Here is a 19770-nt window from a genome sequence, read left to right on the forward strand (position 1 = left end):
CCAGCGTCGCCGGGACCTCCGCGTGCTTGACTACCGGGCGTCGATCCCGCGCCCAAGGCCATCCTTCAATGTCCGATCTCCTAGAAAAATTCTCTCAGGCCGTGGACGGCATGGCCCGTCTTGGCGGATACCCGTTTACGGACCGCAAGCAAGCCTGGCTCGACCGTCTGGAAGTCAATCTTCCAGAACTGCGAGCGTTCCAGGATTTGCCCGAGGGGCCTGATCTGGGCTATCTCGCGCCACCCGCGACGCCGCTGGAGACCCGGGATATAGGCGTACCGGAAGACGCGCAGGGCATTGCCGCCCTGGCGCGCGCCAACCGCGCGGCGCCCGCGCAAACCAGCAGCGCCGCCCGGCATGCCCTGGCCCAGGCCGTGCAGCATGAAGGCCTGAACGCCTTCATCTCGCTGAGCGACGACGCCACCCTGGATGCCGCGGGCGCCGCCGTTGCGGATGCCTTGGCCGATGGCGTGGACCTGCCCTTGATGGGGGTGCCGGTGGCCGTCAAGGACCTGATGGCCGTTGCCGGATTTGCGCAGACCAATGGCACCGGCGCGCCTGCCCAGCCTGCGGGGCTGCGCGATGCTTGCGTGGTCAGCCGGCTGCGGGCGGCAGGGGCGCTGGTGATAGGCACGACGAACCTGCATGAGCTCGCCTATGGAATCACCAGCGAGAATCCGCATTTTGGCTGGGTCGGCAATCCCCGGGGGGCGGGCCATACGGCCGGCGGATCCAGTGGCGGATCCGCCGCCGCCGTGGGCGCCGGCATCGTCAGGCTGGCCGTGGGCACCGACACGGCGGGGTCCATCCGCATCCCGGCGTCCTGCTGCGGTGTGGTCGGATTCAAGCCCACGTTTGACGCCATTTCGCGCGAGGGGGCCCAGACGCTGGGGGCCAGTCTGGATCATCTGGGCCCGATCGCCGCAAGCGTGGCGGATGTCGCGCTGGGGTTCTCGGTGATGGCGGGGCAGGCGGCCCGCGGCGCCCATGCGGCCCCGCTGGCTGGCGTGCGCATTGGAGTGCCTGGCCATTACTTCTTTGATCCGCTTGCCGAAGATGTGGCGCGGCTGGTGCGCGCCGCCATGGCGCGCATGCAGGCGGATGGCGCGCAACTGGTGCCGGTGGACCTGCCCGGCATGGAGCACAGCGCCGCGCTGCAGTTTGTCACGCTGTGCAGCGAGGCCACCGACCTGCATTGGCAGCGCCTCTCGACGGCGCCCGACACGCTCGGGCCGGATGTGCGCGTACGGCTGGAGCTTGGCCAGTTCATTCCGGCCACCTGGTATGTACGCGCCCAGCGGGCCCGCGCCGCATTGACTGCCACGCTGGACGCCGCCTTCCGGTCGGTGGATCTGCTCGTCACGCCGACACTGCGCATCGCGCCTCCGCGCTCGGGCTCGGGCGCCGTGACGCTGAGCGGGCGGGAGGTGCCGCTGCATACGGCCATGACGGGTTTGACGATGCCCTTCAATCTGACGGGCATGCCTGCCATCACCTTGCCTTGCGGCCTGGGCGACAACGGACTGCCCGTGGGCATTCAGCTGGCGGGCAAGCGGGGCGACGATTGGCGCGTGCTGGATTCAGCGGCGCGGCTGGAGGCATTGCTGGCCGCCTGAAGGCAGGCCCCAACTCTGGTTAACCCCAACTGGTCAGACCGGTAGTACAGGATTAAAAATAGCCGTTCCATTCCATGCCACCGCCGCACCCGGAAAGAGGATTCCACGATGAAACTGCTTCGACTTGCCGCAGCCGTATCCGCAGTCACTCTGACCGTCGCCGGCACTGCCGCGCTGGCGGCCGATCCCATCCTGATCGGCGTGAGCATCGCTCAATCGCCGCCCGGATCGGTGGTGCAAGGCACCCAGATCAAGGATGGCGTGGAGATTGTCACGAAGATGATCAACGACAAGGGCGGGGTGCTGGGCCGGCCGTTGAAGATTGTGTACGAGGACAACCAGGGCATCCCCGAAAAGGGCCGGGCCGCCACCGAGAAGCTGATTTCGCGCGACAAGGTCGTGGCCGTGACAGGGGGGCATCAAAGCTCGGTCTGCCTGGCGGAAATCGAAGTGGCGCACCGCTACAAGGTGCCCTATATAAATTCGAACTGCTGGTCCGATGACGTGCGGATCAAAGGCTATCCGGAGGTCTTCAATCCGGTGAACTACAACACGCGCGTGTCGGCCGCCATGGCCGACACCATTGCCGGGTTGAAGGCCAAGAGCGTGGTGGCGTTTGCAGAGAACACCGATTACGGCATAGGCCAGGCCAAGCTGTTGGGCGAGTTCCTGAAAAAGGCCGCCCCGCAGATCCAATACAAGTACGTCTCGCTGGATCGCGCCGGCAAGGACTTCACGCCCGCCGTGCTGCCGCTGCGCGCCAATCCGCCCGATCTCCTGGTCAACATCATGCTGCCGCCCGCGGCCTACATCCTGATGAACCAGATCTATGAGCAAGGCGTGGCGCCCAGCGCCAAGACCTGGTTCTATGACGGCGCGGGTATCGCGGACTATCCCGACTTCTGGCAGAACGTGAAGGAAGCGGGCCAATATATGCTCGGCTTTGGTCTGTATCACCCGCAGATGCCCATGCCCGCTCTGGGCAAGGAAGTCGGACAGATCTACGAAAAGCAGGCCAGGAACGAACCCAACCGCCTGATCTTCCAGGCCGCCGATTCCGTCTTGCTGATCGCCCGCGCGATCGAACAAGCCAAGTCCACGGACAGCGCCGCCATCATCAAGACCCTGCAAGGGATGGAGTTCGAAGGCGGGCGCGGCAAGTTCAGCTTCTCGCAGGAGCCCGGCTACAAGTTCCAGCAGTGGGTGGACATCCCCTATGTCACCTATCAGATGACCGAGATCAACCAGCCGCTGAGCAAGACCACGCTGATCCAGGCGTCGGGCCAGCCCCTGCAGATCGACAAGGTAGTCAAACCGGCCAAGTAACCGGCCATGCCTGGCAAGGTATCTGCGCCGTCTCCGGGCCTGGCCCGGGGCGGCGAGGGAGATTCGATTGCTCGCTCTGGACCTGTTCGTAAACGGCCTGATCATCGGCCTGTTCTATGCGCTAATGGCCGTCGGTCTCACGATGATCTTCGGCATCCTGAAAATCGTGAACTTCGCCCACGGCGAGTTCTACATGATCGGCGCTTATACCTACACCCTGGTTTCGCTGGCCCTTGGGGTGCCCCCCTGGCTGGCGCTGCCGGTCGCCGCGCTGGCCGGCGCGGTGCTGGGCTGGGCGACCGAACGCTGGCTGATGCGTCCGCTCTACGCCGGCTACGGCTCGTGGGGGCTGATGAAGGATGAGTATGCAGTCGTGGTCACGTTCGGCCTGTCTCTGCTGCTGATCAACCTGGTGGACAAGGTGGTCGGCCCTTATCCGATGCGGGGGCCGTCGCTGTCCGACGTCACGCGCATGTCCATCGGACCCTTCATGACCAGCGGCCAGAAGCTCATCACCGCGGGCCTGGCCATCGTCCTGCTGGTGGGGCTCGCGCTGTTCATCAAACGTTCGCTATGGGGGCGCCAGGTCCAGGCCGTGGCGCAGAACCGGCTGGGCGCATCCATCGCCGGCATCGACACGGCGCGCGCCAGCAGCATCATCTTCATGGCCTCCGGTGTTCTGGCGGCTTTGGCGGGGGCCTTGCTCTCGCCGGTGATCAACCCCGCGCCCGACGTGGGCGCGTTCCCGGCGCTGAAGTCATACGCCATCGTGGTGATCGGCGGCATGGGCTCGATACCGGGCAGCATCGTCGCGGCACTGGCATTGGGCGTGCTGGAGAGTTTTGGAGCGGTCTATCTGTCGTATGACTATCGGGATACGTTTGGCCTGGTGCTGCTGATGGTCATCCTGCTGTTCCGCCCTCAGGGGTTGTTCGGCGAGCGCGCACGCGAGGTATGAACATGTCCGCACCGCAACATCCCAATTTTCTGCGCAGCAAGCTGAGCCAGGAAATGCGCCTGTCGCTGATGGCGCTGGCCGTGCTGGCCTTGCTGCCCCTGGTTGTCAGCTCGCCCTATTGGCTGGGCGTGCTGATCGTCAGCATGTACTTCGCCATGCTGGCCTGCGGCTGGAATCTGCTGGCTGGCTATACGGGGCAGTTTTCCCTTGCGCCCGCGGCCTTTGCCATGCTGGGCGGCTACACCACCGCGCTGCTCGCCTTTCACCTGAAAGTGCCGATCTGGATCGGACTGCCGCTGGCGGCGATCATTCCCGGCCTGATCGGGCTGATACTCGGCCGCGTCGTGCTGCGCCTGTCCGGCCCCTACCTGGCGCTGACCACCCTGTCTTTTGCGGAAATCGTGCGGCTGGTCATCTACAACTCCATCGACTTCACGCGAGGCGACCAGGGGTTGAACGTGCCCTCGCTGATGGACAGCCGGGTAGGCTACTACTACGTCTTTGTCGTCGCCCTGACCGCCGTGATGGGCTGGATCTTTCTGCTGCTGCGTTCACGCACCGGACGCTTCCTGCAGGCCATCCGCGACGATGAGATCGGCGCGGCCAGCCGCGGCATCGACGTGGTGCGCTACAAGACCCTGGCCTTCCTGGTCAGCTGCGCGATCTGCGGTTTCGCGGGAGGCCTGTATGGCACGTTCGCGCAACTGGTCAGCCCGGAACTGGGAGTCGTGACGCAGACCGGCATGGTCATTGCCATGGTCGTCATCGGCGGCATGGGAACCCTGGTCGGCCCCTTGATCGGCGCCGTGCTCGTCTATGTGGCCTCGGAGTTGCTGCGCGATGTCGGCAACATCCAGATGATCGTGTTTTCGCTTCTTGTCATCGTCTTCGCGCGCTTTTTCCGCGAAGGCCTGTGGGGCTTGATTCGCCGGGCGGTCGGGCGGCGCCGCGCGGTCGTGCCCAAGGAGGCCTGATGAAACTCTTGCAGATCCGCGATATCTCAAAGCGCTTCGGCGGCCTGCGGGCCGTGGACGGCGCGGGCATGGATGTTGAAGAGGGTGAGCTTCTGGGCTTGATCGGCCCCAATGGCTCGGGCAAGACCACGCTCCTCAATGTGCTGTCGGGCCATCTGCGCGCCGACAAGGGCTCCGTGCAACTCGATAGTCGCAGCGTGCTGGGCCTGAACCCCACCCAGCTCACGCGCCTGGGCGTGCTGCGGATGTTCCAGATGACACGGGTGTTCAACCGCGTCAGCGCCTACGACAACCTGCTGGTATGCGGCATGGCCATGGGCCTGACCGAAGCGCGCGCCACGGACCGCGCCGTCGAGTTGCTGGAAGAGCTCAAGCTCATGCCCGTGATGCATCTGGACGCGGGGCAATTGTCGGGCGGGCAGAAGAAACTCCTGGAGTTCGGCGCCTGCTTCATGGTCCCGCCCCGCATCGCGCTGCTGGACGAGCCCTTTGCCGCCGTTCATCCCGTCATGAAGGAGACCATGGGCGCCTTCATCCGTAATCGGAACAAGAGCGGGCAGACCTTCATTCTGGTCAGCCATGACATGCCGGTGGTGGTGGACCTGTGCAGACGCTCGGTCTGCATGAATGCCGGCAAGGTGCTGGCCGACGGTCCGACCCACGAAGTGCTGCGCGCGCCCGCGGTTATCGAAGCCTATCTGGGCGACCAGGGACAGGAAGGGGACGAGCATGTCTCATGAGTTGCTTGCCATGGAAAGCGTCACCGCCGGGTACATGGGCGACATCGACGTGCTGCGCAATGTGTCGCTATCCGTCAGCGCAGGCCACATCAGCGGCCTGATCGGCCTGAACGGCGCAGGCAAGTCCACGCTGATGAAGACCATCTGCGGATTCCTTCGCCCGAAGACGGGCAAGGTCACGTGGTCGGGCAAGGATATCTCGGGGAAGGCCCCGCACACCATGATCGACGACGGCCTTTGGTATATCCCCCAGGAGTCCAGCCTGTTTCCCTACCTGACCGTGGAAGAGAACCTGCGCCTGCCGCTGGAGGGCCGCCGCAAGCAGTTCGGCGCGGTGATCGAACAGCGCTTTGCCGACACCTTGCAGCGTTTCCCGGTGATCAAGGAAAAACTCAAGGACAAGGCCGGCAATCTTTCGGGCGGGCAGCAGAAGTCGCTGGAGTTTGCCAAGGCCTACATGGTGCAGCCCAAGGTCTGCCTCATCGACGAACCAAGCATTGGCCTGTCGCCGCGCGTGGCCACGGAGGTGTTCCAATGGATCACCGCCTTTGCCGCCGCTGGCATGGGGATCCTGCTGGTCGACCATAACGTTCGCCGGGTGGTGGCGATGTCCGATCGCATCTACGTGCTGAGCCTGGGAGAGATCACCGCTTCCGGTACGCCGGGGGATTTTTCCGGCGATCTGCATGCGCAGGTTCGCCAATGGCTGGGAATCAACTTCTGATGCCGTCCAGAACGCTGTACCTGACCGCGCTGACCCCCGAGGCTTTCGCACCCTATGGCACCGTCATTGCCAGCGCGGGGCGCGACGGCCGCGAGATCAACGCCGGCACCACGTTGCGCGTGGAAATGCCGGAACCCGACATCCTGCGCCAGGGCGGCCGCCCCTCGCTCAGCGTCTTTCGCGCCACTCCCGGCAGCCTGCCGTTCGCGCCCAAGGTGATGGAGCGCCACCGGCTGGGCAGCCAGACTTTCGTGCCGATGATGGGCACGCCTTTCGTGGTGCTGGTGGCCCTGGGCGCCACCGCGCCCGAAGCGTCCACCCTGAAGGCGTTCCTGGCCGATGGCAGTTGCGGCATCACGCTAGCGCCCGATGTCTGGCACCATCCTTTGCTGGCCTTGGCCGCGGGGGATTTCGTGGTGCTGGAGCGGCGGGGCGCCGACGTGGATTGCGAGCTGGTCGATGTGCCGCCTGGCACGTTGCTGATCGACGCGCGTTGACCGGGACGCAACCGGCCAGCTGGCCGCGCGTGGCGGATAGAATGACGCCTTTCCCGCCACGGCATGCGGCGGGCCAGGTTCTTCCAACGCCGCTTTTGCCCGACTCATGGACTTTTCTTTTAAATGCGCCTCATGCAATGAGGTTCATCACGGACTGCCGAGCTTCGGCGCCAACGCACCCGAAACCTATTACGCCGTTGCGCCAGATGAGCGCGAGCAGCGCTGCGACCTGGGCAGTGACGACTGCGTGATCGACGAGCAGTCTTTCTACGTGCGTGGCTGCATCGAGCTGCCCATTCAAGGGCATCCGGAGCCGTTCGTGTGGGGCGTGTGGGTGTCGCTCAGCCTGGAAAGCTACACCACCTGGGTGCGGATGTCCGACGAGCCGCAGCGTTCGCGGACGCCGCCCTTGTTCGGCTGGCTCACAACGCGTCTCGACCCCTATCCGGACACGATGGGATTGAAGACCCACGTTCATCTCAGGGACGATGGCATCCGGCCGGCCATCGAGCTGGAGCCGACCAGCCATCCGCTGGCGGTCGAGCAGCGCGACGGCATCACGATAGACCGCGTGGCGGAAATCTACGCGCTGCTGGTGCATGGGGCAGGCAGCGCGCAACCGGGATAGCAGTGCACGTCGAGCGACAGCGCCGCCACGCGGCTGTCGCCGGCGCTGTACTTGCGGTCCGGCGGCGGGCAATGTCCTGGATATTCCCGCCGCCGGTCCGCGGCCTCAGGCGCTGAACGTCAAGGCATTGGTCAGGTCGCCCATCGCGGCCTGGCCGCGCGCGGTCATTGCGTCATCGCGCGCCTTCAGGCCTTCCAGCATGGGCAGGTCGAAGAGCCGCGTCGCCAGGCGCAGGATCGAGCCTGTGTCGTAGATCGTGTGGTCCACGGTGCCCTTCTTGGCGAAGGGCGAGACGATCACCGCCGGGATGCGGGTTCCCGGGCCCCAGCGGTCGCCTTGCGGCGGCGCCACGTGGTCCCACCAGCCGCCGTTTTCGTCGACGGTGATCACCACCACCATGTTGTCCCACTGCTTGCTTTTGCGCAGGCTGTCGATGATGTGCGCGATGTGCCGGTCGCCCGAGTCCACGTCAGCGTAGCCCGCATGCATGTTCAGGTTTCCTTGCGGCTTGTAGAACGTCAGCGGGGGCAGGGTGCCGGCTTCGGCGTCGGCCAGGAATTTGTTGGTGGAGCTCAGGTCGCCCAGGCCGCCGTCGCGCACGTGCGCCGCGCGCGCCGGGGTGCCGGGCGCGGTGCTCTTGAAATAGTTGAAGGGCTGGTGATGCGCCTGGAAGTTGGGCGAGGACGGAAAGCCCGTGCTCGCGGTCGAGTCCACGGCGGCCTGCCAGCCGCCGGCGTACCAGGCCCAGTCCAGTCCCTTGGCGCTCATCAGGTCGCCGATGTTGTTGTGCGATTGCGGCACCATGGTTTGCGGGCTGCTCGCGTCCGCCAGCGTCGGATCGGTCGCATCGCGGCTGAATGACGGCCAGTAGGGCGGGGCCATGGTGTTGACGCCATAGCCGTCGGGCGTCAGCGCGCTGGCGCCGAACTGCGGGATGCCGGTAAGCGCGCTGGCCGGCGACGCGGGTTTGGGCGCAAGGCGCGGGTCGGCGGGATCCGAGCTTTGCAGTTGCGCAATCTGCGTCTTGGCGACCGAGTCCGCCGCATCGGGATAGAAAGGCGGGCGTCCCGCCACCAGGTACTGGTGGTTCAGGAACGAGCCGCCGAACGCGCCCTGGAAGAAGTTGTCGCACAGCACGAATTCCTGGGCCAGCTTCCACAGGCGCAGGTTGTAGGCGGAGTCGCTGTAATGACCCATGACGAGCGCGCCCGAGTCCGCCCATGCGACGAACCGGTCGTTCTTGCCGCCGTTGATCTGCATCTGGTTCTGATAGAACACATGCCAGAGGTCGCGCGTGACGACGCCTTGCGGCAAGGGCTCGCCTTGCGGGCCCTGCAGCGGGAATGGCGCGTTGGGCAGGTTGTTCATGTAGGCGGCGGCCTGATCCACCTGATAGGTGATGTGGTTGGCCTGCTGCGACGTGGGCACCATTCCGTTCCAGACGGGCGGCAATACCGGCAGCGGCGTGCCGTCGCGGTCGGTCTGCGTGTAGTCGGCCGGTGTCAGCGCGGACAAAGGCTTCTCCACGCCGGGGAAGTTGGCGAAGAGGTTGTTGAAGCTGCGGTTCTCGGCAAAGATCACCACCAGCGTCTTGACGTTCTCGCGCAGCTGCTTGGTCGGGTCCGGAGCCGGCGCCGGGGTGGGGTCGGGCGCCGGTGCGGGCGCGGCAGGGGTGTCATCGTCGTCGTCGCTTGAGCAGCCGGACAGCGCGCCCATGGCCGCCGCGCTGGCGCCCAGGGCGGCGATGCCGGTGAGAAAACCGCGGCGGGTGGCGCGCACGGGCGGCGTCGCGCCCGTGGATTCCTGGGACGGTTCTCCAGTGCTTTTTTCTTTGTCAGACATGGAATGGGACTCTTGAGCTTGCGGATGGCGTGGCGCACTGTCATTGCGTCACGGGATCGCCGGATGACAGCCGGCATTGGTAACGGCCGCTAGGCTAAAGAGGCAAGGTTCTATCGGTATGACCATCCGCTGTCGGGAAGCTGTACACGCCATGTCGCGTGCCCGCCGACTTGCACGTTTTTAGAAACAACGCTATTATTCAAGGCTTGCTTTTTGACGCGCCCGTAGCTCAGCTGGATAGAGTACCTGGCTACGAACCAGGGGGTCGTAGGTTCGAATCCTGCCGGGCGCACCAAGTTTTTTCGCGCATGCCGAAGTTTTTCGGTTTGCACGGGGAACTGAAAAAAGTGAAGTAAGAGTAGTGAATACGGCTTAATTATTCTGATATAATTTTGCCTCTTTGCCGGAGCGCCCGTAGCTCAGCTGGATAGAGTACCTGGCTACGAACCAGGGGGTCGTAGGTTCGAATCCTGCCGGGCGCACCAAAACCCAAGTCCTCGGACTTCGGGTACACAGCAAAGAAAATGAAAAGGCCTTTGATCTTGAATCGAAGGCCTTTTTGTTTTGCGCGGCCGTTCTGATAGCATCCGGCCCATATATGGCAAGGGCCGAGGCGTAGTCTGATGCCCTCGATGCCAATACCGTGCAGTAGGGGTCTGCGAGCGTCACGCAAAGGGCGGACGGGGGGGCAACGTAGATGTTCTTCTTTTTTCTCTTCCCTCTTGTATTTCTCGCCGTCCTGGCAATCTGGCTGGTGAGTGCGTGGAAGGCGCGCTCGCTGATGGCGGCCTCATCCCTTAAAGCCACGGTCGTTCTGGCGCTGGCTCTTTGCTACGTCCTCGCACTGGCGATGATCTCGGCTGATCCCTGGTACGACGACAACGGCTCGCCAGAGTTCATTGCCTGGCCAGAACGTTTCGGATGGGCCGCGGAGATTGCGGGGTGGCTTGCACTCCTGGTCGTGCCGGCCGCGCTCGGCTTGCGTGCGTTCGTCCTGTGGCGCAAATCTCGTAGAGCGGCCGAGAATTCGCGTATTCGTAGCGAGATTTCCGCACAAGGAGAGCCCTGAAGAGCTCGTCTTGTCACGCTGTTCGGCGGACCGGAAACACCGTACACGCTGCAGTAGGCCGGAACCCAGGTTGTCTCGCGAAGCCTTCAGCTACCTGTTCATGAACTATCGAGGCTACGGCAGCATGCGCGATGTGCGCGGCGCATACACGATCGACGAGATCGCCACCGATGCGCTAGCGCTTGCCGATGAACTCGGATTCCAGACTTTCAGCATGATTGGCCATTCAATGGGCGGCATGGCCATGGAGCGGATCGCTACGTTTGCGCCCGAACGGGTGCGCGCGATGGTGGCTGTTGCTCCGGTTCCTTGCGGCGGCATATCGTACTGCTGGGTTCAGGCGCGCCCGCAAGTGCGCATGCCCAGCCCGCTATTGGCTGATGTCCAGGGGCTGGGGAGCAGGCTTTTCCTCGGCGTCTTCGAACCCCCAGTCTCCAACCAGGTACCAATCGTCGCCCAGTGATTCCGCGGGATGCATGGTGCGCCCGGATCCGTTGCCGCAGGCCATCGAGTCCGTGGGGCAATAGCGATCACAGCCCCAGCAGATGCGCTCGGGGTGTTTGGGGTGTAGGGGAAACTTCTTGGCCATGCTTGTGCCTGCTCAGTCAGTATGCAATGTGTAGCGTCAAGCCTCTGTATCGAGCGTACTGCGCGATGCGCGCGCCCATCATTGACATGGCGCAAACGCTGGGCTGGCGCTGCGGGTGGTTGCAGAGAATTTCCCTCCCGATTTGCATGGCGAGATTCTTTCGTGTTATAAACACGCCTCTTTCGGGGCGCCCGTAGCTCAGCTGGATAGAGTACCTGGCTACGAACCAGGGGGTCGTAGGTTCGAATCCTGCCGGGCGCACCAACTTATTCGAGATCACGCAAACACCGCGTGGTTTCAGCAGGAAAAAAAGCGGCTTGATGGTTTTCCATCAGGCCGCTTTTCTTTTGTCTTGCCAGACCCATCCTGCCAGGCCTGTCCGCCAGGCCCGCACTACCAGGCCCGCACTACCAGACCCGCACTACCAGACCCGGAATACGCGCCCGGTCTGCGCGCCTTCCACGCTGCGGCTGTAGGCCAGGGCCACGCGGCTGGCGGGCGCTGCTTCGAAACCGGGGAAGTAGGGGCCGTAGCTGCCCAGCGATTCCTGCAGGACCGTGGGACTCACGGCGTTGATGCGGATGCCTTGCAGCTCCACCGCGGCGCCGCGCACGAAACCATCGATGGCGGCGTTCACCGCGGATGCGTTGGCGCCGTAGCGGATGGGCTCGTCGCTGAGGATGCCGCTGGTCAGCGTGATGGAGCCGCCGGCGTTGACGTAATGCTGGCCGATGAGCGCCAGGTCCACCTGGCCGAGCAGCTTGTCGTGCAGGCCGATCTTGAATTGTTCGGCCGTCATTTCGTTCAAGGGACCGAAGTGCAGGCTGCCGGTGGTGGACACGATGGCGTCGACCTTGCCCACGTGTTTGAACAGTTCGCGAATGCTGTCGCTGCGGGTCACGTCCACCTGATATTGGCCGCGGGTCTTGCCTGCGGCGATGATTTCATGGCGTTGGCCGAGTTCTTGGGCGACCGCGCTGCCGATGGTGCCGCTGGCGCCGATGAGGATGATTTTCATAAGGGACTCCGAGTCGTGCCGGTTTGGGGGCGCGCTGGCAAGCCGCCAGCGCATGAATGCATTCTGCCCGCCGGATTTCGCCGGAAAAATCCTAGAATAGTGGGATCAGTTCACACTCGGAGTGCGCAATTCATGGACCGCCTGCTCAGCATGGAAGTCTTTGTGGCGGTCGTGGAGCTTGGCAGCCTCACGGCGGCGGCGGCCAGGCACGATATGTCTCCAGCCATGGTGGCCAAGCACATCAAGGGGCTGGAGGCGCGGCTGGGCCTGCGGCTGATGAACCGCACCACGCGGCGGCAAAGCCTGACCGAGGCGGGGCAAGCCTACTTTGCGCGCTGCAAGACCATCCTGGCGGACATCCGCGACGCGGAACAGGGCGCCGAGGCGCTGCGCTCGGCTCCACGCGGGCATCTGCGCATTACGTCGTCGGTGTCGTTCGGATCGTTCGCGCTGACGCCGGTGATTGCCGACTACCTGTCGATCTATCCCGACGTCAGCGTGGAGCTGGCGCTGAGCGATACCGTGGAAGATGTGGTCGCGTCGCGATTCGACCTGGCCCTGCGCATCGGCGAGCCAGCGGATTCGGGGCTGGTGGCGCGCAGGATAGGGCTGTACCAGATGATCATCTGCGCGGCACCTGCCTATCTGGAACGCTACGGTACGCCAGCGTCCCCGGGCGACCTCGCCAGGCATCAATGCCTGGATTTCTCGCATTGGAGCCGTCGTACCGGCTGGCGCCTGGGCACGGACGAAGGCGCGGAAATGGGCTATCCCACGGGCCGCTTCGTGTCGAACAATGGGCAGGCGCTAAGGCAGGCGGCGCTGGCCGGCTTCGGCATCGTGCTGCAGCCGGAACTGTTGCTGGCCGAGGATGTGCGCGCAGGCCGCCTGATTCCGATACTGCAGCCGTATTGGCCCGTGGCCAGGCCGATCACGCTGTTGTATCCGAAGGACAGGCAGGCCTTGCCCAAGCTCACGACTTTCGTGGACTTCGTGGTGGCGCGCTTCACGCGGTAGCGATGCGGGTCAGGCGCGTCGTCGGTCCACCGCCGTCAAGGATGTCCCGCTCTTGAGTAATTGGTAGGTCTGTCCGCCCAGCCAGGCGACCTTTTCGCCCGAACTCGTGCGGCAGACGCAGTGGGTCTTGGGATCGAAGCGAGAGGTTCCCAGCGCGGAATACGCGTCGGGATCGGAAACGAACCGCTCTATGCGATACAAGGTGCCGTCCGGTGAAGTGGCCAGCACGTCGGTCAATCGTCTTGCGGTGCCGGGCATATTCGTTACCTCCATGCGCGGGCCGTACATCGTCGGCGCCAAAGTCATTTGAACATTTCATGATGCGGGCGGGGAGCGCGGTGTTCCCGCGCGGTGCCCTAAGGAAAATGCCCTTCCAGCAATGAATCATCGAGTTGTTCCGGCGCAACGCCCAGGGCCGCCGATACGCGATCCAGGATGATCTGCCGTGGCCGCGGGCGCGGCCGTTCCAAGTCGATATAGATGGAATGATCAACGCCCAGCCGGGCAGCCATATCCGCAGTGCTGATATTGAGGTGCTCGCGCCATGCGCGTATCAGGCTCCAATCGTTGCCGGTTTTCAGATTGACTACTGCCGATGGCAAGCGGTCATGCCCCACGGCAAGCTTCTTGCGCGGGGAAGGCGGCGTGCTTGCCTTTTTTTCATCCCCCGGGGCGGCGCCGCTTTTGCGGGGGCCGCCACGAGGTGTCGTGGTCGCGGATTCGGCAAGGAAGATGGCGCCGCCGTTCAACTGGCGATACTGATCGTTGCCTATCCAGCACAGGGTTTCACCGTTATCAAGCTTGCACTCGCAATCCAGGTGGTAATTGCTGGGCATGCCTTCAAGTTTGGCGATGGTTTCCGTGGTCGTGGCATGACGCACCACACGGTGCAGCACACCGTCCGGCGAACGTACGAAGACATCGGGAAGTCTCCAGGAAAACGGAATGATCATCTCCACAATCGAAACCAATTACAACACTGTATCGCTGTGTTGCAGCGGTGAAATTTGGGGTTTCCCCTCGCTTGTTGCGCGTGGCGTCATTCGACGGCAGTTACGGCTTTGCGCATCTTCACGGATCCTCACGCGCCGTCCCTGCGGACCGGTCCATTTGCCGGTCGGGGCCGCAAGCGGCCAGGCCAAAACCGGCGCTGGCAAGCAGTCTGGGCATCACGTCGGCGGCGGCGCCGCGCAGGTTGTGATGCGCTTGCGCATCCAGCGGCGTGGCGACGGGGTTGACCTGAACAACGGTGGCGCCCGACGCCAGTGCGCGCCGGGGCAGTTCCGCGGCGGGGTAGACCAGGGCCGAGGTGCCGATGCTGAACATCAGGTCGCATTCTTGTGCCGCGCGCAAGGCGGCGCTCCAGGCTTCGGCGGGCAGGCTCTCTCCGAACCACACGACGCCGGGCCTTACCGGCGCCCCGCAATGCGTGCAGGCGGGCGGCTCGATGCGCCGGCCGGCATCGGGCTCGTCGGGCGTCTGCACGGCAAAGGCTTGCGGCGCTCCGCAAGCTGAACAGCGCGGCGCGTGCAGGCTCCCATGCAGATGCGTGACCTGAGCGCTGCCCGCGCGTTCGTGCAGGTCGTCCACATTCTGCGTGATGACGACGAGTTCAGGCACATGCCGCGCCAGTTCCGCGATGGCCAGGTGCGCGGCGTTGGGCGTGGCGCGCAAGACCTGCGCGCGCCGCCATTCGTACCAGCCCCACACGATATCGGGATGCTCCCTGAACGCTTCGGGCGTGGCCAGCGCCTGCGCGTCGAACCGGGACCACAGGCCCGTCAACGCATCCCGGAAGGTGGCGATGCCGCTTTCGGCGGACACGCCGGCCCCCGTGAAAACGACAACGCGACGCGCCTGGCGCAACGCTTGCGCAAGCGCGGGCGGAATATCGTGATGCGTGTTTTTCATTTCCAACCTTCAAGACAGTCCGATACGCTGCACGCGCGGGCAAGGACCTGTCAAGCAGTGCTTTGCGGGAGTTGCCCGGACCGCGGCGGGGCCTGCGTGCGCTTGCGTCCCGAATCGTGGATACTGCTTTTTCAATCTGGGATTTCTATCCGCCTTGGAGATACGCAATGCCTGAATCGCACGCCGGACTGGACCGGCTACGCCGCTTTATCGCCACCGCGACGCGGCTGGCGTCGCCACAGGCGCTGGAGCAGACGCCCGCCCTGCAGGCCGCGTTCGCGGATCTGGTGGCCCATGACGACTGGCTGCCCGAGGCCTGTACCGCGCCGCATCCTCAGTACTACCAGCAGTATCTGCTGCATTGCGATCCGCTGGAGCGCTTCTCGCTGGTGAGCTTTGTGTGGGGGCCGGGCCAGTTCACGCCGGTGCATGATCACGAAGTCTGGGGCTACGTAGGCATGCTGCGCGGCGCCGAGATCAATCAGCGCTATGTGCGGCGCGCGGATGGTGCCCTGGCGCAGGCGGGAGAGGCCACGACCCTGCAGCCCGGCGACGTGGAGCGCCTGTCGCCCGCCGAAGGCGACATCCATCGCGTGTCCAACGCCTATCCTGACCGCGTGTCGATCAGCGTGCATCTTTATGGCGGCAATATCGGCGCCGTCTCGCGCCATGTCTATGACCCCGCCACCGGGCAGGCCAAGCCGTTCGTGTCGGGCTATTCGTCGCCCAGCCTGCCCAATTTGTGGGACAGATCCGAAGCCGTGCGCGCCGCGATTCCCGGCTTGAAGGGCTAGCCCGCGCGCGTGCTGAAAGCGCTGTTCCCGCGCGGCGTCTCGTGCTATGTTCCTGTCCTAAATATTAGGAAAAATCACGAATGGACAAGACGCTGCTCAAAGGTCTGATGGTGTTGGAGGCCGTGACCGATGTGGACAATCCGCCGCGCACGATCGACGCGCTGGCCGCCCGGGTGGGACTGACCCGCAGCAACACGCACCGGACCTTGCAGACGCTGATACACGCCGGCTACGTGATCAAGGACGACGACGGCGGCGGATATCGCGGCGCGGTGCGCCTCTTCGAACTGGCGGCGCGGCAGCTTGCGCAGCTGGACGTCCGCAAGCTGGCGGCGCCTTTCATGCGCACGCTGGCCGACCAGACGGGCGAGACGGTGCACCTGTCGGTGCTGGACGGCTTTGACGTGGTCTACGTGGACAAGATCGACAGCCCGCAGCCCATACGCGCCTATTCCATGGTGGGGGGGCGCGCGCCCGCGTATGCGGTGGCCACCGGCAAGGCCTTGCTGGCCTATCAGACCGAAGGCTATGTCGAGCGCTATGCGGACCAGATGGTGCGCCACACGCCTTCCACCATCGTGTCCATGGCGCTGCTCAAGGACGAACTGCGCAAAATTGCGCGCGCCGGCTATGCGGTCAATCGCGGCGAATGGCGCGAAGGCGTGGGCGGGCTGGCCGTCACCGTGTTCAACAGCCTGGACCAGCCCGTGGCGGCGGTGGGCATCTCCGGCCCGCTGGACCGCTTGAGCGCCGCCAGGATGAAGCAGCTGGCGCCCGATGTGGCGGCCTGTGCGCAGTCCATCTCGCAAGGGATGGGGTATCGCCGGGGTTTCCTGGATCAATAGCGGCCTGAGCGCCCGGCCGGGCCCGGCGGGCGCGCTTCATCATTTGACCGACGACAGGCGTACGACGTCCGCCCAGCGCGCGACCTCCTGCTTGAGCACGCGGCTGGTGTCGGCGGGCGAGGTGGCCACGGCATCGGCGCCCAGCTTCAAGGCGGCCTGCTGCACCGATTGCATCGCGGCGGCTTGCTGCATGCCGGCCGACAGCCTGTCGACCACCGAAGGCGGCGTACCGGCAGGCGCCAGCAAGGCGTAGGTGGTGGCGACCGAATAGTCCTTTACACCCTGTTCCATCAGGGTCGGCAGGTCGGGCAGGGCCGTGGCCCGCGTGGCGGTCGTGACGCCCAGCAGCCGGATCTTGCCGCTGGCCACTTGCGGCAGCAGCGCGGGCAGCGTTTCGATGACCATGTCGATCTGTCCGCCCAGGAGGTCGGTAATGGCCGGGCCGCTGCCGCGGTAAGGCACGTGCATGAGCCTGGTGCCGGTGGCCACCTGGAAGAGTTCGCCCGCCATGTGCTGCGACGTGCCGGGGCCCGCCGACCCGAAAGTGATGGAGCCGGGCTTGCTCCTGGCCAGCGCGATCAGCTCCTGCACATTGCTGGCGGGGATCTTGCTGCTGTTCACCGCCACCGCCATCGGCATGCTGGTCGCCATGGATACTCCCACAAACGCCGTGCCGAAGTCGTAGCCGGGTTTGTCGGGCATGGCGGCATGGATCGCATGGCTGCCCACCGCGCCCATCAGAAGCGTGTAGCCGTCGGCCGGCGACTTGGCCACGTACTCCGCGCCGATCTCGCCGCCCGCACCGGCCTTGTTTTCCACCACCACGCTTTGTCCCAGGTAGTCGCCCAGGTGCTGCGCATAGATGCGTGCGGCGGCATCGGTGGCGCCGCCCGGCGGGAAGGGCACCACCATGCGCACGGGTTTGGCGGGCCAGGTGTCGGCGGCGGCCGGGTTGGCAGTCAGCGTCATAACCGCGGCAGCCAGCGCAATGCTCCACAAATGTCTCATGCAAGTCTCCTTGGTGGTGTGCGGGCCGGCATGCGCGCGGGCGAGACCCGTTTTTACGGGTGGCCATAGCTGCTGCGGTCCTTTATGTAAATCCTAAAATATAGGATTCATGTTCCAATAAATGGTTTACGTAGAATTCCACACGGTGATATGCTGGTCAACAATTAAGCGCACGACCTAGGGATTGCACTAGGATTCATGCGGAATGCAGCGGATTTTTGCCCGGCTGGCCTGGATGATGCCACCGCCAGGCGCTCACCCTTATAATATTTTCGGCATCCCAAATATTGAATTTTCATAACGAGAGGTCAGACATGACACCCAGTTCGGCGCTTGCCGGCATCACGGTGCTGGAGATTTGCAACGTCGCGGCGGGACCCTTTTGCGGCATGTTGTTGGCGGACATGGGCGCGGACGTGATCAAGCTGGAAAACCCGGAAGGCGGCGATACGCTGCGCAGCTGGCCGCCGATTTCGGACGGCTACAGCGAAAACTTCGCTTCGCTCAACCGCAACAAGCGCTCGGTGACGCTGAACCTGAAAGACCCGGGCGACCAGGCCCTGGCGCGCGAGCTGGCGCTGACCGCCGACGTGTTGATCGAGAACAACCGGCCGGGCGTGATGGACCGCCTGGGCCTGGGCTACGCGCAACTGCGCGAGGCCAATCCCAGGCTGGTGTATTGCTCGATATCCGCCTATGGCCAATCGGGCCCGCGCGCCCAGGAAGGCGGCTTCGACCTGACCATCCAGGCCATGAGCGGCATCATGAGCGTCACCGGCGAGGCCGGCGGCGAACCGGTCAAATGCGGCGTGCCGGTGGCGGATTTTTCGGCGGGGCTGTATGGCGCCTTCGCCATTGCGTCCGCGCTGCGCGCGGCCCAGGCCAGCGGGCGGGGCACCCACATCGACGTGCCGATGCTGGGCGCCACGCTGGGCATCGCGGCCTTGCAGACCTCGGAATACTTCGGCAGCGGCAAAGACCCCGTCAAGCTGGGTTCCGCGCATCCGCGCAATGCGCCATACCAGGCATTCCGCTGCAAGGGCGGCTACTTCGGCATGGCGGCGGGCAACCAGGCCTTGTGGAAGGGCGTGTGCGAGACCGTGGGCCGCGCAGACCTGCTGGCCGACCCCCGCTTCACGGACACCAGCGCCCGCGCGCGCAACCAGGGCGCGCTGCGCGACATCCTGGAAGCGATCTTCGCCGAGGACGATGCGCAGGCCTGGCTGGCGCGTTTTCGCGCGGCGGGCGTGCCGTGCGCGCCGATCAACACCTATTCCGAGGTCCTGGCGGATCCGCAAGTCGAGCACATGGGCTGGGTGCAGCCGCTGGAGCTGCCCAATGGCGTGCAGACCCGCAGCTTCGGCCTGCCGGTGCGCTTCGACGGAGAAACCACGGCGCTGCGCCGCCGTCCTCCCGCGCTGGGCGAACACAACGACGAAGTGCTGGGCGCGCTGCGCGCCGCCGGCAAGGGAGCGGCGGCATGAGCAGCGTCCTGCGCATCGACAAGCAGGGCGGGCGGCACGAGCTGACCCTGGCGCGCCCCGAGAAGATGAATGCCCTGTCGGCCGACCTGGTCGAGGCGCTGATCTCGGCGCTGGACGATGCCGAGGCGCAAGGCGCCAAGGTGATCGTGCTCAAGGGCGAGGGCAGGAACTTCAGCGCCGGCTTCGACTTCGGAGACTGGCAGGCGCAAAGCGAAGGCGATCTGCTCCTGCGCTTCGTGCGCATCGAGATCCTGCTGCAGCGCCTGGCCGCGTCGCCATGCCTGACGGTGGCGCTGGCGCATGGCCGCAATTTCGGCGCGGGCGTGGATGTGTTCGGCGCCTGCAAATGGCGCATCAGTGCGCCGGACGCCACGTTCCGCATGCCGGGCCTGAAGTTCGGCCTGGTGCTGGGCACGCGGCGCTACGCCACGCTGGTGGGGGCGGAACGCGCGCGCACCGTGCTTGAGCAGGCCGCGACGTTCAGCGCCGAAGATGCCCTGCGCGACGGATTCGCCAGCCGGCTTGCCGCGCCAGAGGAGTGGCCGGCCATCGGGCAGCAGGCGCTGGACACGGCCTGCGCCCTGACGGATGCCAGCCGCGCGCAGCTATACGCGGCCTTGTCGCAGGAAGTGCCGGATGCGGACCTCGCCCGTCTCGTGCGTTCGGCGGCGCAGCCGGGCCTGAAAGACCGCGTGGCGGCGTATCTGCAAGCGCGCTAGCCCCACCAGAC

General features: G+C 65.0%; 21 protein-coding genes, 3 tRNA genes and 1 pseudogene. 18 read left to right on the top strand and 7 right to left on the bottom strand.

Going from position 1 to position 19770, the window contains the following annotated elements; genetic code table 11:
- Window positions 1-68: 68 nt before the first annotated feature.
- From HLG70_RS01480 to HLG70_RS01515, 8 genes are all read left to right on the top strand, one after another.
- The gene (locus tag HLG70_RS01480) at window positions 69-1616 is read left to right on the top strand and encodes an amidase (protein WP_171665672.1); all 1548 of its coding nucleotides are present in this window, start codon (window positions 69-71) and stop codon (window positions 1614-1616) included.
- 108 nt (window positions 1617-1724) lie between these two features.
- Entirely contained in the window at window positions 1725-2942 is a 1218-nt protein-coding gene (locus HLG70_RS01485) for an ABC transporter substrate-binding protein (protein ID WP_171665670.1), read from the top strand.
- 67 nt (window positions 2943-3009) lie between these two features.
- Window positions 3010-3900, top strand: a complete 891-nt coding sequence (locus tag HLG70_RS01490) for a branched-chain amino acid ABC transporter permease (protein WP_171665669.1) — start codon at window positions 3010-3012, stop codon at window positions 3898-3900.
- A gap of 2 nt (window positions 3901-3902) precedes the next feature.
- Window positions 3903-4874 carry a branched-chain amino acid ABC transporter permease gene (locus HLG70_RS01495; protein WP_171665667.1) on the top strand — a complete coding sequence of 324 codons (972 nt, stop codon included), beginning with the start codon at window positions 3903-3905 and terminating at the stop codon, window positions 4872-4874.
- Entirely contained in the window at window positions 4874-5614 is a 741-nt protein-coding gene (locus HLG70_RS01500) for an ABC transporter ATP-binding protein (RefSeq protein ID WP_171665665.1), read from the top strand. The genes HLG70_RS01495 and HLG70_RS01500 overlap by 1 nt, the downstream gene beginning before the upstream one ends.
- Complete coding sequence (locus tag HLG70_RS01505; RefSeq protein WP_171665663.1) at window positions 5604-6338, top strand: ABC transporter ATP-binding protein; 735 nt, start codon at window positions 5604-5606, stop codon at window positions 6336-6338. Before HLG70_RS01500 ends, HLG70_RS01505 begins: the two co-directional genes overlap by 11 nt.
- Complete coding sequence (locus HLG70_RS01510) at window positions 6338-6835, top strand: ureidoglycolate lyase (RefSeq protein ID WP_171665661.1); 498 nt, start codon at window positions 6338-6340, stop codon at window positions 6833-6835. Before HLG70_RS01505 ends, HLG70_RS01510 begins: the two co-directional genes overlap by 1 nt.
- A gap of 106 nt (window positions 6836-6941) precedes the next feature.
- Window positions 6942-7463, top strand: coding sequence for a DUF2199 domain-containing protein (locus HLG70_RS01515; RefSeq protein ID WP_171665659.1), 522 nt, complete (start codon window positions 6942-6944; stop codon window positions 7461-7463).
- A gap of 105 nt (window positions 7464-7568) precedes the next feature.
- On the opposite strand, the gene acpA is transcribed toward HLG70_RS01515, so the two are convergent.
- The gene (gene acpA, locus HLG70_RS01520; protein ID WP_171665657.1) at window positions 7569-9305 is read right to left on the bottom strand and encodes an acid phosphatase; all 1737 of its coding nucleotides are present in this window, start codon (window positions 9303-9305) and stop codon (window positions 7569-7571) included.
- Window positions 9306-9523: 218 nt separating this feature from the next.
- Here acpA and HLG70_RS01525 point away from each other — a divergent pair.
- From HLG70_RS01525 to HLG70_RS29445, 4 genes and pseudogenes are all read left to right on the top strand, one after another.
- Window positions 9524-9600, top strand: a tRNA-Arg gene (locus HLG70_RS01525).
- A 113-nt stretch (window positions 9601-9713) separates the two neighbouring features.
- Window positions 9714-9790 (top strand) — tRNA-Arg (locus HLG70_RS01530).
- 212 nt (window positions 9791-10002) lie between these two features.
- Window positions 10003-10374: a hypothetical protein gene (locus HLG70_RS01535; protein ID WP_171665655.1), complete on the top strand. Its 372-nt coding sequence runs from the start codon at window positions 10003-10005 to the stop codon at window positions 10372-10374.
- A 10-nt stretch (window positions 10375-10384) separates the two neighbouring features.
- A pseudogene (locus HLG70_RS29445) lies at window positions 10385-10702 on the top strand (alpha/beta fold hydrolase); the annotation flags it as partial.
- 42 nt (window positions 10703-10744) lie between these two features.
- On the opposite strand, the gene HLG70_RS01545 reads toward HLG70_RS29445, so the two are convergent.
- Window positions 10745-10963 (bottom strand): DUF3079 domain-containing protein, encoded by a 219-nt coding sequence (locus HLG70_RS01545; protein ID WP_171665653.1) that lies wholly within the window; start codon window positions 10961-10963, stop codon window positions 10745-10747.
- Window positions 10964-11150: 187 nt separating this feature from the next.
- Between HLG70_RS01545 and HLG70_RS01550 the strand changes: the two genes are divergently transcribed.
- Window positions 11151-11227, top strand: a tRNA-Arg gene (locus HLG70_RS01550).
- Window positions 11228-11384: 157 nt separating this feature from the next.
- On the opposite strand, the gene HLG70_RS01555 is transcribed toward HLG70_RS01550, so the two are convergent.
- Window positions 11385-11981 (bottom strand): short chain dehydrogenase, encoded by a 597-nt coding sequence (locus HLG70_RS01555; RefSeq protein WP_171665651.1) that lies wholly within the window; start codon window positions 11979-11981, stop codon window positions 11385-11387.
- A gap of 132 nt (window positions 11982-12113) precedes the next feature.
- Between HLG70_RS01555 and HLG70_RS01560 the strand changes: the two genes are divergently transcribed.
- Window positions 12114-12998, top strand: a complete 885-nt coding sequence (locus tag HLG70_RS01560) for a LysR family transcriptional regulator (RefSeq protein WP_171665649.1) — start codon at window positions 12114-12116, stop codon at window positions 12996-12998.
- A 9-nt stretch (window positions 12999-13007) separates the two neighbouring features.
- Here the strand turns inward: HLG70_RS01560 and HLG70_RS01565 are convergent, their stop codons facing one another.
- The 3 genes from HLG70_RS01565 to HLG70_RS01575 all read right to left on the bottom strand — a co-directional run bounded on the left by HLG70_RS01565 (window position 13008) and on the right by HLG70_RS01575 (window position 14909).
- Window positions 13008-13304: a hypothetical protein gene (locus HLG70_RS01565; protein WP_234103342.1), complete on the bottom strand. Its 297-nt coding sequence runs from the start codon at window positions 13302-13304 to the stop codon at window positions 13008-13010.
- 50 nt (window positions 13305-13354) lie between these two features.
- On the bottom strand, window positions 13355-13957 hold the full coding sequence (locus HLG70_RS01570) for a helix-turn-helix transcriptional regulator (RefSeq protein ID WP_171665647.1): 603 nt from the start codon (window positions 13955-13957) through the stop codon (window positions 13355-13357).
- A gap of 112 nt (window positions 13958-14069) precedes the next feature.
- On the bottom strand, window positions 14070-14909 hold the full coding sequence (locus HLG70_RS01575; RefSeq protein WP_171665645.1) for an SIR2 family NAD-dependent protein deacylase: 840 nt from the start codon (window positions 14907-14909) through the stop codon (window positions 14070-14072).
- A 167-nt stretch (window positions 14910-15076) separates the two neighbouring features.
- On the opposite strand from HLG70_RS01575, the gene HLG70_RS01580 reads away from it, so the two are divergent.
- Window positions 15077-15703 carry a cysteine dioxygenase gene (locus HLG70_RS01580; RefSeq protein ID WP_171665643.1) on the top strand — a complete coding sequence of 209 codons (627 nt, stop codon included), beginning with the start codon at window positions 15077-15079 and terminating at the stop codon, window positions 15701-15703.
- Between the two features lie 80 nt (window positions 15704-15783).
- Window positions 15784-16548, top strand: coding sequence for an IclR family transcriptional regulator (locus tag HLG70_RS01585; RefSeq protein WP_171665641.1), 765 nt, complete (start codon window positions 15784-15786; stop codon window positions 16546-16548).
- 39 nt (window positions 16549-16587) lie between these two features.
- Here HLG70_RS01585 and HLG70_RS01590 read toward each other — a convergent pair whose 3' ends face one another.
- On the bottom strand, window positions 16588-17556 hold the full coding sequence (locus HLG70_RS01590) for a Bug family tripartite tricarboxylate transporter substrate binding protein (protein ID WP_171665638.1): 969 nt from the start codon (window positions 17554-17556) through the stop codon (window positions 16588-16590).
- Between the two features lie 314 nt (window positions 17557-17870).
- On the opposite strand from HLG70_RS01590, the gene HLG70_RS01595 reads away from it, so the two are divergent.
- Complete coding sequence (locus HLG70_RS01595; RefSeq protein ID WP_171665636.1) at window positions 17871-19040, top strand: CaiB/BaiF CoA transferase family protein; 1170 nt, start codon at window positions 17871-17873, stop codon at window positions 19038-19040.
- On the top strand, window positions 19037-19759 hold the full coding sequence (locus HLG70_RS01600; RefSeq protein WP_171665634.1) for an enoyl-CoA hydratase/isomerase family protein: 723 nt from the start codon (window positions 19037-19039) through the stop codon (window positions 19757-19759). The genes HLG70_RS01595 and HLG70_RS01600 overlap by 4 nt, the downstream gene beginning before the upstream one ends.
- Window positions 19760-19770: the final 11 nt, after the last annotated feature.

Source organism: Achromobacter deleyi (genome assembly GCF_013116765.2).
In the GTDB taxonomy this organism is placed as follows: Bacteria; Pseudomonadota; Gammaproteobacteria; order Burkholderiales; family Burkholderiaceae_B; genus Achromobacter; species Achromobacter deleyi_A.